At 60.3% G+C, this 8,596-nt stretch carries 10 protein-coding genes; 6 read left to right on the top strand and 4 right to left on the bottom strand.

The features are described from left to right. Window positions 1–239 precede the first annotated feature (239 nt). The 3 genes from ACFFFR_RS02665 (at window position 240) to ACFFFR_RS02655 (ending at window position 2,921) form a co-directional block, all read left to right on the top strand. Complete coding sequence (locus ACFFFR_RS02665) at window positions 240–485, top strand: hypothetical protein (RefSeq protein WP_377457984.1); 246 nt, start codon at window positions 240–242, stop codon at window positions 483–485. Window positions 486–543: 58 nt separating this feature from the next. Further along, window positions 544–852, top strand: coding sequence for a hypothetical protein (locus tag ACFFFR_RS02660; RefSeq protein ID WP_377457983.1), 309 nt, complete (start codon window positions 544–546; stop codon window positions 850–852). 287 nt (window positions 853–1,139) lie between these two features. Next, window positions 1,140–2,921, top strand: a complete 1,782-nt coding sequence (locus ACFFFR_RS02655) for an Ig-like domain-containing protein (protein ID WP_377457982.1) — start codon at window positions 1,140–1,142, stop codon at window positions 2,919–2,921. Between the two features lie 114 nt (window positions 2,922–3,035). On the opposite strand, the gene ACFFFR_RS02650 is transcribed toward ACFFFR_RS02655, so the two are convergent. Beyond that, on the bottom strand, window positions 3,036–3,380 hold the full coding sequence (locus tag ACFFFR_RS02650) for a hypothetical protein (RefSeq protein ID WP_377457981.1): 345 nt from the start codon (window positions 3,378–3,380) through the stop codon (window positions 3,036–3,038). Between the two features lie 34 nt (window positions 3,381–3,414). On the opposite strand from ACFFFR_RS02650, the gene ACFFFR_RS02645 reads away from it, so the two are divergent. The 3 genes from ACFFFR_RS02645 to ACFFFR_RS02635 all read left to right on the top strand — a co-directional run bounded on the left by ACFFFR_RS02645 (window position 3,415) and on the right by ACFFFR_RS02635 (window position 5,305). After that, window positions 3,415–3,624 carry a hypothetical protein gene (locus ACFFFR_RS02645; RefSeq protein WP_377457980.1) on the top strand — a complete coding sequence of 70 codons (210 nt, stop codon included), beginning with the start codon at window positions 3,415–3,417 and terminating at the stop codon, window positions 3,622–3,624. Window positions 3,625–4,194: 570 nt separating this feature from the next. Further along, a complete protein-coding gene (locus ACFFFR_RS02640) occupies window positions 4,195–4,416 on the top strand; it encodes a hypothetical protein (RefSeq protein ID WP_377457979.1) in 222 nt (73 codons plus the stop codon). Window positions 4,417–4,669: 253 nt separating this feature from the next. Beyond that, window positions 4,670–5,305, top strand: a complete 636-nt coding sequence (locus tag ACFFFR_RS02635; protein WP_377457978.1) for a hypothetical protein — start codon at window positions 4,670–4,672, stop codon at window positions 5,303–5,305. An 81-nt stretch (window positions 5,306–5,386) separates the two neighbouring features. Here the strand turns inward: ACFFFR_RS02635 and ACFFFR_RS02630 are convergent, their stop codons facing one another. The 3 genes from ACFFFR_RS02630 to ACFFFR_RS02620 are packed head-to-tail and all read right to left on the bottom strand — an operon-like array spanning window position 5,387 to window position 8,576. Continuing rightward, complete coding sequence (locus ACFFFR_RS02630) at window positions 5,387–6,124, bottom strand: glycosyltransferase family 2 protein (RefSeq protein WP_377457977.1); 738 nt, start codon at window positions 6,122–6,124, stop codon at window positions 5,387–5,389. Beyond that, window positions 6,121–7,497 carry a PIG-L family deacetylase gene (locus ACFFFR_RS02625; RefSeq protein WP_377457976.1) on the bottom strand — a complete coding sequence of 459 codons (1,377 nt, stop codon included), beginning with the start codon at window positions 7,495–7,497 and terminating at the stop codon, window positions 6,121–6,123. The genes ACFFFR_RS02630 and ACFFFR_RS02625 overlap by 4 nt, the downstream gene beginning before the upstream one ends. Further along, window positions 7,491–8,576 (bottom strand): acyl-CoA dehydrogenase family protein, encoded by a 1,086-nt coding sequence (locus tag ACFFFR_RS02620; RefSeq protein WP_377457975.1) that lies wholly within the window; start codon window positions 8,574–8,576, stop codon window positions 7,491–7,493. Before ACFFFR_RS02620 ends, ACFFFR_RS02625 begins: the two co-directional genes overlap by 7 nt. Window positions 8,577–8,596 lie beyond the last annotated feature (20 nt).

The following is an 8,596-nucleotide window of genomic DNA, read 5'->3' as shown; positions in this document are numbered from 1 at the left end:
GATGAGTTGTTTCGTCACTTCCATCTTCGGAAGACCTCGACTCTTTTTAAGCTTTCAACACGCTCTGCACCAAAACCGATCTACACCTGAAATTCCGAAGAGCCGGTTAACTATCACGGACCCCAATCTGGCCGTCCCCGGCACAGGTCCATGCCGGCCGAATTTCACGCCCATGTGAAAGCGGCTCAGGTCGGCCGCATTGAGGACAGCAGTGCACGCTTGGTTTGGGGCATCTGCAGGTGGCCATCTGCATCGGCGCTCCGGTCATTACTGCAGGCTGGCAGAGCTTTGGCGTCCAGCTTTCCGGTGCAAAGATCCCACGCGCCTACCGTCTGGAGTACGTGACCGTCAGCGACGGGGTGGCCATTGAAGGTGATAAGTTCACCAATACCGTCACGGTGATTAACAAGAATTCTCGGGCGCCACCGCGCACGTGCTCGGTAGCGGTGGTGCTGATGCCGGGGCCTACACCTCCTTCTCGGTAAAGAAGAGATTGAGGCAAGCAGGCTGCCCGATGGGATGCTAATCGAATAGGTACTTCAGGTGCCGCACACCAACAACGCGAGCGTTGAGGGCCTCAGCAAGTTCACGGGCAAGACCGTGAAAGATGAAGATCCGGACAACGCCAAGGTGATCGAAACTCCGCCAACTGATGAGCCATCGGCGCTATCGAGCACATCTCCGGATGGCCAGCCGATGGAGAAGCTAGGTCAGAAACTAGGCTTCGACCAGACGGGTCTGACTACTGGGTGGCTAGCCGTGGCTGGTGCAGCGCTGGTACTTGACGGCGTCACCCTCCTGATGGTTCGCCGCCGTAATACCGCCACCGAGTCAATAATGCGGGCTGGATAACTGTCCAGCCTGAGCGCAACGCGCCGGTTTAACGGTCCCCCCCCCGGGTCGGGGAGCCTCCGCTTCTTGCGTGATGCCGTAAGGATGCCGCAGAGATCCTTCGCTCTGCGACCGATTAAACCTCGAGCCAATCAGCTCATATCCCCCTAGATCATGCCGAAGACGGCTCGTTTTGGTGCACCGCAATCGACTGTGCGGAAGGTCACCGGCGCATCTTGAATGGCCCTAGACTGGCCCGGTACTTGCACCACGCAAAGAGTCCATCAGCTTGAATTTAGGAGATCCGAGTGCCTAGCACAGTGACACACTTGGACCGCGGTTGGGGGCGCCGCACCGTAGCTTCATTGACCGCCCTGTTACTCGGACTGGCAGCCTTGCTCAGCTTGCCGTTGGCAGCCAACGCCGCCGACCTCACCGCCGAGATCAGCAACCCTCGAGTTACTTTGGGCCTGGACCCGGAGGGCATTAACCAAGAGGTTAGTCAGGACACCAAGATCTCCATAGACAACCCGCTCACCTTCCACGCCGAGTGGGCTATCGACGCCCCGGCCACAGCCGGGGATACCTTTACCGTGCCACTGCCACAAACCTTCCGCATGGCCTCCAGCCAGAAGTTTGATCTGCGCAACGACGCTGGCGATGTGGTCGCTAGTTGCCAATACACCCTCGGTGATACCGATCTGGCCTGCGAGATTGTCGGCGGACCGTACGCCAGTGTTGACGGAAACATCTGGTTCTCCGGCAAGCTGAACTATCAGGAGGGGGTGGACGAGGGGAATCCGGAATGGCAGGTCGGCGCCACCCCCGTTGTGCTGCCCATCCCGTCCCCGGCAGGCCCTCCCGGCCCGTACCGTCCAGGCTTCGGCACCGCTAAGCATCAGGGCGGCGGTGTCATCCTGCCAGACGGCGCCCAGCTCTACTGGGGCGTCTACATGTGGCCTGGCTGCGGTGAAAACACCGACACCTGCGTCGAGGACTTCATCGTTGAAGACCAGCTGACCTCCACCGCCCCAGATAAGCCACACACCGTGGACCCATCCAGCTTTGTGCTGCTGCGCTACGACCGGATCATTAACGAAGAGACCGGTGACTGGGAAGCCGGCGATGACCCTGACGTCAGCACCGCATCACGGGAGTCCCGTGTTGAGCTGGCCAAATACACCAACGGCGTCTGGACCATCAACCAGGACGCATTGAAGGGCGAGAGGATCGGCGAGCCGCAGGTGGCTGCCGATGGGAAGAGCTTCAGCTTCTCGCTGAGCAACACTCAGGTGCCGCACCAGTACCGCTTGGCCTACGCCACCTATGCGGACAGCGCTACCACCCTGCCGGGGGACACCTTCTCCAACACTGTCACCATTAACGGTGAGAGCTTCACTGATACCACCGAGGCGAAAGTCCACGGTGGTGGCGGAGCGAACTTCGCAGACTTTGCCTCCTTCTCCGTGAGCAAGAAGGTCACCAACGACACCGAAGTGCAGCTGCCATCCGAGTACACCTTCACCGTGACGCAGGGCGGTGGCGAGGCATCCACCATCACGGTTCCCGCTGACGGCACCGCGGTCAGCTCGGAAAACTACCGCGCAGCAGATGGTGACGTCACCATCTGCGAGGAGCTGCCAACCATTGAAGGCGTCGAGTGGGCCGACTATACCCTGACCGGTGAAGGCATCACCGGCCCGGACGCCAACGGTTGCTACACCCTGGCACTGGCCGGCGGTAAAACCTTCGAACTGGTGGCCAAGAACCACGCCAAGCCAGTCGAGGAGCCAAGTGAGGAACCGAGCGAGGAGCCAACTGACGAGGAAAACACCCCGGCTCCAACTCCGACTGAGACTCCTACCGTGACAACCCCGCCGGCGGAGACCCCGACCGAGGAAGCACCGTCCACGGACGCACCATCCTCGGCAGCGCCGGAGTCCGATGCTCCGGCAAAGAAAGCGGACAACGAGGACGATCTAGCTAAGACCGGTGCGAACAGCGCCGTGGTCGGTGTAGTCGGTGCAGCCCTGCTGCTCACCGGTGGCATCCTGCTGCTGGTTCGCCGCCGACAGGCAGCTAACGAGTAATCGGTAGCGCTCGCGCGTAACCCCTCAGCGCGATCAGCCCAGCGCGGCCCGGACGACTCACTCCCGAGAGTCACCGGGCCGCGCTTTGCTATTGGCTGGCGGTCTCTCCCTGAGCTACAGCTGGCCGAGGGCCTCAAAGAACTGCATGGTCCACACGATCGCGGCCGCAATAGCGATGAACGTGGACCATACCAGCAATTGCCGCTCGGAGAACACGTCCTTACCGCTCAGCCCGGCACCACCGATGAACAGAACGAGTGTGACCCAGAGGAACATCAACGAAGGGTGGGCGTCAAAGGATCTCAGTGACCGGTACCGCTGTCCGGTGACCGTGGAACCTTCCGGCAGCGCGAACAACAACCAGACGGTCAGGCCGAGCATGGCAGCGCCGGCAACTAACACGCTCAGCATGGTGCCGCGCACCTGAGCCGGAGAACACTTACGGTTCCTGCCTGCCACGATCCTCGCTTTCACAGTGCTCCTGGTGTCGGGGATGACACACAAGCGTGGTTACATTCTAGGTTCAGACGGATTCGAGGAAACGCCTGAGCAGGTTCTTCGTGCGCCCGTAAAGCTCGTCTTGCTGGGAGTCGAGACGATTCAGGAATTGCTTGGATTCCTCGGTGTTGAGCATCGTTGGGTCCGTGGAGAGCAGAATCTCGGCGGCCGCAACCGTGAGTTCCGGGTGAAACTGCAGCCCTAGGGTGCGGTCTTTGAGAAAAGCTTGGTTTGCGAAGTTAGTTCAGGCCAGGATCCACGGTGATGAAACCGTACTTTGCAGCGACAGCGTTCTGCGCCGAAGCGCCGTACAGCTCGGCAAGCAACTGCCCCCAAAACAGATCCTGATGCCCGCTCCTCCGCTCGTGAGATGTCCCTGTACGTGACGTTGCTCGGCGTCGAGACGGGGCAGGTCAGGGGGTAAGCGTTGACTCGAAAGAACCCATCACAAGTAAGAAATCAGAATGTTCGCTGAGGGTGTGCCCTGCCACAAAGACCTGGCACGGCTAAATCAAATCTCTACCTCATGAAATGTCGTAGATCCCCCATTAACAAGGTAATGGAAAAGAAGTGAGGGTCGTCACGGAGCCCGAGCCCGGTGTTCAGAAGACAGAACCGACAGAGGAAGGGCGCTACACCCTAGCCCCAGCCGGCGATCAGAAGATCCGCCAGCGACGAGGTGACCGTGGTGGTCGAGGAAAGCTCCACCAGCTGCTGCTTGGTGGCGCAATGCCCCTCTGCAGCGTCGCAGCAGTGCTCTTGCTCGCATCAAACCATGATGGAACCGTCGTCATATCCAGGACAAGGAACCCAGCCCGTCGGCCAGACCCCCAAGAACTACAACATGAATCTGGCGGCCAAGTCCAACGCCCACCAGCGCTGTCGAAGTCGTCGGGACGAACAGGGCCGCTGGGACTGCGGAGAACTTGAAGCCTACGAAATGATTGGCTTGGATGTCGGCGGCTTCTTTGCCGCCCAATACTGTCCAACCGATTAACACGGAAACTTCGAGACGAAACAGGATTGGATTGCAGTCGATCCTGCCAACTACACTCACGCCTTCCCGAGCGACTCCGGTGCTTCGAGTCAGCCCAGTTGCCCGAATGAAGGTACGTGTCATGTTCTGGCATCAAGGGCTATTGGAATTGGTCCGGATAGATGGTAGTGTCGCAGTTTTGCGGAAGTTGCCTGCCTGTTCGAGGTGTCAGCCTCCGCCATCATCACTCCCAATTTGAAAAGGCGATCTAGACGTGAGTAGCAGCCCAATGCATGAACCCGAGACCCCGCAAAGTAACCCTGCGACCAAGAACACCTACTTTGATTTCACCGACTATGAATTTCGGATGCCACAGTCATGGCCGAAATCCTTTTCTGCTATAAAGCCGTCATTCCGCGGAGGTATTGGCCAGATCTTCCAAACGAGTCACATGCCTATGGATGCCCGTATTGGCTACTGGGTTTGGCTCATCGGCTGCGTTTTAGGAATCCTCAGCTGGATCTTTGCGGTTACAGCAATTCTTTTTGCGATCGTGTTCAGCCCGGCTACGCTCTTGATGACAGGAATGGTCAGCTTTTTCGGTGAAGTCCGATGGGGCGTTGTTCTGGTTTACATCGGTACGATGGTGATCAGTCTGCTCATCATCCTGCTTCAACTCCTGCTTACACTAAAACTTCGTACAGGTACAGAATGGGCGCGGATGGCCCTTACCGGTCTGACGGTTATCGGAATTGTGTACTCCATCATTTTGACCTCGGCAGACCTAGAGTCCGGTGGCGCCTCCACAGTGGTGACAGGAATCTTGTCGCTACTTCTGATCTCGTTTTTCTGGATGCCTAAGGCAAATGCCTGGTTCCTTCAGGGCAATGACCACGAATCTTTGCCATAAGCCAGCTAACAACGAACTCCGAGTGGTTATTAACAGGTTCTGCTGGTCTAAGATCCTTGCCTCCAGCGTGAGGTAGCCGGTTCAGGAATCTAGGCTGGCTAAATAGTCGGCGAAGCCCTCTTTTGCCCGCCCTGTCAACCGTCCCGAGGTGATTGCGTGGGTTGTGCCCGTCGCCTTGACGCGGAAACCGGACCGTCGCAACCGTTGGACCAGATCCACATCTTCGTGAGCGGCAAGAGAACCAAACCCACCCACGGCCGCGTAGGCGTCGGCGCGCACACCAAGATTGGCTCCGTGAATATGGTCGTGGTCTTCACCCCGGTCGTAGTCGGCCTCCCACAGCTGAAAGAGGCGCTCACCGAGCTCGTCCCGGTCCGGCTCGATCGTGCCCACCACGGCCGCAATCCCGGTCCCGGCCCACTCCAGCTGCCGACTGAGCCAATCAACAGGAACGCGGGTGTCAGCGTCCGTGAACGCCAACCACACGTGCTCGACCGGGATGCCGTCTGCAGCGCGGAGTTCCAGCGCATGCTTCACGCCGGTGGCCCGGTTAGCCCCCACGTTGCCGTGATCCACGTGCAACAGCACCTGCCGGGGGTCCGAGCTCGCCGCGTGGCACAGGATGGCAGCCGAATCGTCCGTGCACCTGTCCAGCACAAAGATCATAGCCACGCTCAGGCCCGGTCGCTGGCGGAGAAGATGATCCGCTGCGGCCTGCAAGTGGCGCAGACAGCCAGGTAAGTGTGTGGCCTCGTTATGGACGGGCACCACAACCGAGACAGCGTTGATGGCAGGAGTCGTCGTGGTGTCGGCACTCATGGTACGTCGCTTTCTGTATCCGGCCGCTGGTAAATCTCCAGCCGGAAGTCACGCTCACGATGCTCGACCAGTGTCGGCCAGCCTAGGTCTTGAGCAATCTCATGGACTTCGGTGCCGGTCAGCGACCAGCCCTCCACCTGATGTAGCCAGTGGCAAAGCAACAGCTCGCCGCCGGGGCGCAAAACCTGGGCGATGAGTTGCAATAGCTGATGCAGCTCGTCTGCCGCCAAGTAGTAGCCGATCTCGGAGATCACAACCAGATCATGGGAGGCCGGCGGCAGCTCGGGCCAGTCCTGCGGCACGGTGGCCTGCACGAGGGTCACGTGATCGGAGTCTGCCGTATTCTTCCGAGCTTGTTCCAGCGCGGCCGGGCTCGCATCCACCCCGATGAGCTGCCCGGATCGATGCGCGAGCTCGGCGGTTGCAATCCCAATGGAGCAACCCAGTTCCAGCACCGAGCCATAATGCTGCCGTTGCAGACTAGCCATGGTGATCAGACGTTTGCGTTGCTCGTAGGGGCTGTCAACGTAGTTCCACGGATCACGGTGACGTCGGTAGAGCGCGTCAAACACGCTGGTGGCGGCGCCGGAGTCTTTCATCCCGGCAGGGGTGTAGCGGAACACTTCGTAGGGCAATTCAAAGTGCGCCACGAAGTCTGCGCCGAGCAGTCGCTCATCACCGGCTTTCTCGGACAAGGGCGCCACTTGCGAGCGGTGCTCGGCAGCTGCCGCTTGCTTGGTTGCTTGGTCGTCCGGATGCAAGGGCAGACGGTGCCAGTGCCGCCAACGCTGGTCAGTGCCCGGATCAGCCCAGTGCCAGTACCACAGCGGGAATTCCAGCAGGGCAACTTCGTGCGTTGCAGCGAGTTCGGCGGCGATCTCCCCGAGAACCTCGTGGTCGGCGTGCCCGTCATGCCGATAGGTACTCACGATCAAACCGATCTGTGCTGAAATGTGCTGCTCGACAGCATCACTGATCTGCTCTCGGGCGGTGCGAAGCTTGCCGTCCGGCAGTCCCAAGAAGTCCCAACTCAGAGTCCCTGCGGGAGTATCAACGGTGAGTACACCCAGCGCGGCGGCGAGCTCTTGCTGGCGGAGCTTGGCCAAGTCTTCTGGGGTGCGGGTGGGGGAGTCTGGGTGCGAGGCTTCACCGGAGCTGCACATCAAGACATGCACGTCAGAACCGGCGGCAAGGGCCTGACGAATCAGTCCGCCTGCTCCTAGGGTTTCATCGTCCGGATGAGCGGCGACTAGAAGAACACGATTGCCGGGACCCAACGGAAGTGCGGAAGGCAGGAGCGGGAGATCATCACGTCCCTGCGCAGACCACACGTTCGTGCTGGTGCTGCGATCATGATGGCTGAAGGTCACCATGACGGTAGCTTCCCCTCAAGGACGAACCGGCCCAAGGCGGCATCGTCTCGGGCGGCATGGTGTTGTCGGATGTACACACTCAGATCCGCCACCCGGCGAAGATGATCCGCATCCACCGTCAATGGGCCGGGGCCGAGTGCGTGCGCGCTGATGGTGATGATGCGTTCGCAGATCTCGGCGATCGCGCCGCGGATTCGTAACGCGGTGGGCCAGCTGAAGTTCAGGTCGCTAAAGTCGTCTTGTTCAGCCTTCTCCACCTCGGCAACGGCTTGGGCCAAGATAGCCGCCCCGGCGTGCAGGTGACGGTCCGCTTCGCCCAGCCACGCTAACGCCAGCTGGTCCGGTTCGCGTCGATGGGTTGCCTGCTGCAGACTACGGAAGATCCCGACCGCCCCACCGAACCAGATCGCGGCCACCCCGACTCCGCCCAAGGCGAAGCCTGGTCGCTCCAGATACCAGTTGGTCGCACCCACTGGATGGGCCGGCGCGCCGGTGAACTGCACTCCGCCGGAGGGGATATTGGCTAGCCCGTTGCTTGGCCACGGCGATGAATCGACTTGGACATGCTGGTCCTGCATGTCAACGGTGAACGTGCGACGGCCGTCGTCGGTGTGGGCGCTGACAATCGCGTGAGTGACCTTGTCGGCCAGCGAGCACCACGGCTTCGGGCCATTGAGTTCCCAGCCGGTCTCCGGGTTGGAGACCTGGTTCGCCTGCAAGGGTGTGGAGCCGGACTCGGCAGCGTAGACGCCCCGGAAAGAGTGTGGTGTCCAAGCGTGGCCGGCCTGATGCAAGATTGCGGCCGCATCAAGGTGTGGTTCAACAGCGCGAGCGATCGTCAGATCGTAAGCGGCGACAGAAGCCAGCCCGGACCAGATGTCGTTGACGGTCGTGGGCGACAGCACCGGTGGTGTCGTTGCTTGAGCTTTGAGTGTGGCGATGAGCTCGGTCGGATCACCGCAGGCACCTTGAGCCAGCTTCAGGATGTCCGCGATCCACTTGCGCGCGTCGCTGTCCGAGCGTTGCTGAGCGGTCGGAGCGAAGCTGATGTGCTGCGGAGCGGCCGCATGGGAAGTCATAACGAAAGCTTAGTGATGAC

It is taken from the genome of Micrococcoides hystricis (assembly GCF_042434215.1).
Lineage (GTDB): Bacteria > Actinomycetota > Actinomycetes > Actinomycetales > Micrococcaceae > Micrococcoides > Micrococcoides hystricis.
The sequence above is the reverse complement of the archived record's forward strand: the minus strand, read 5'-3'. Positions and strand labels throughout refer to the sequence as shown.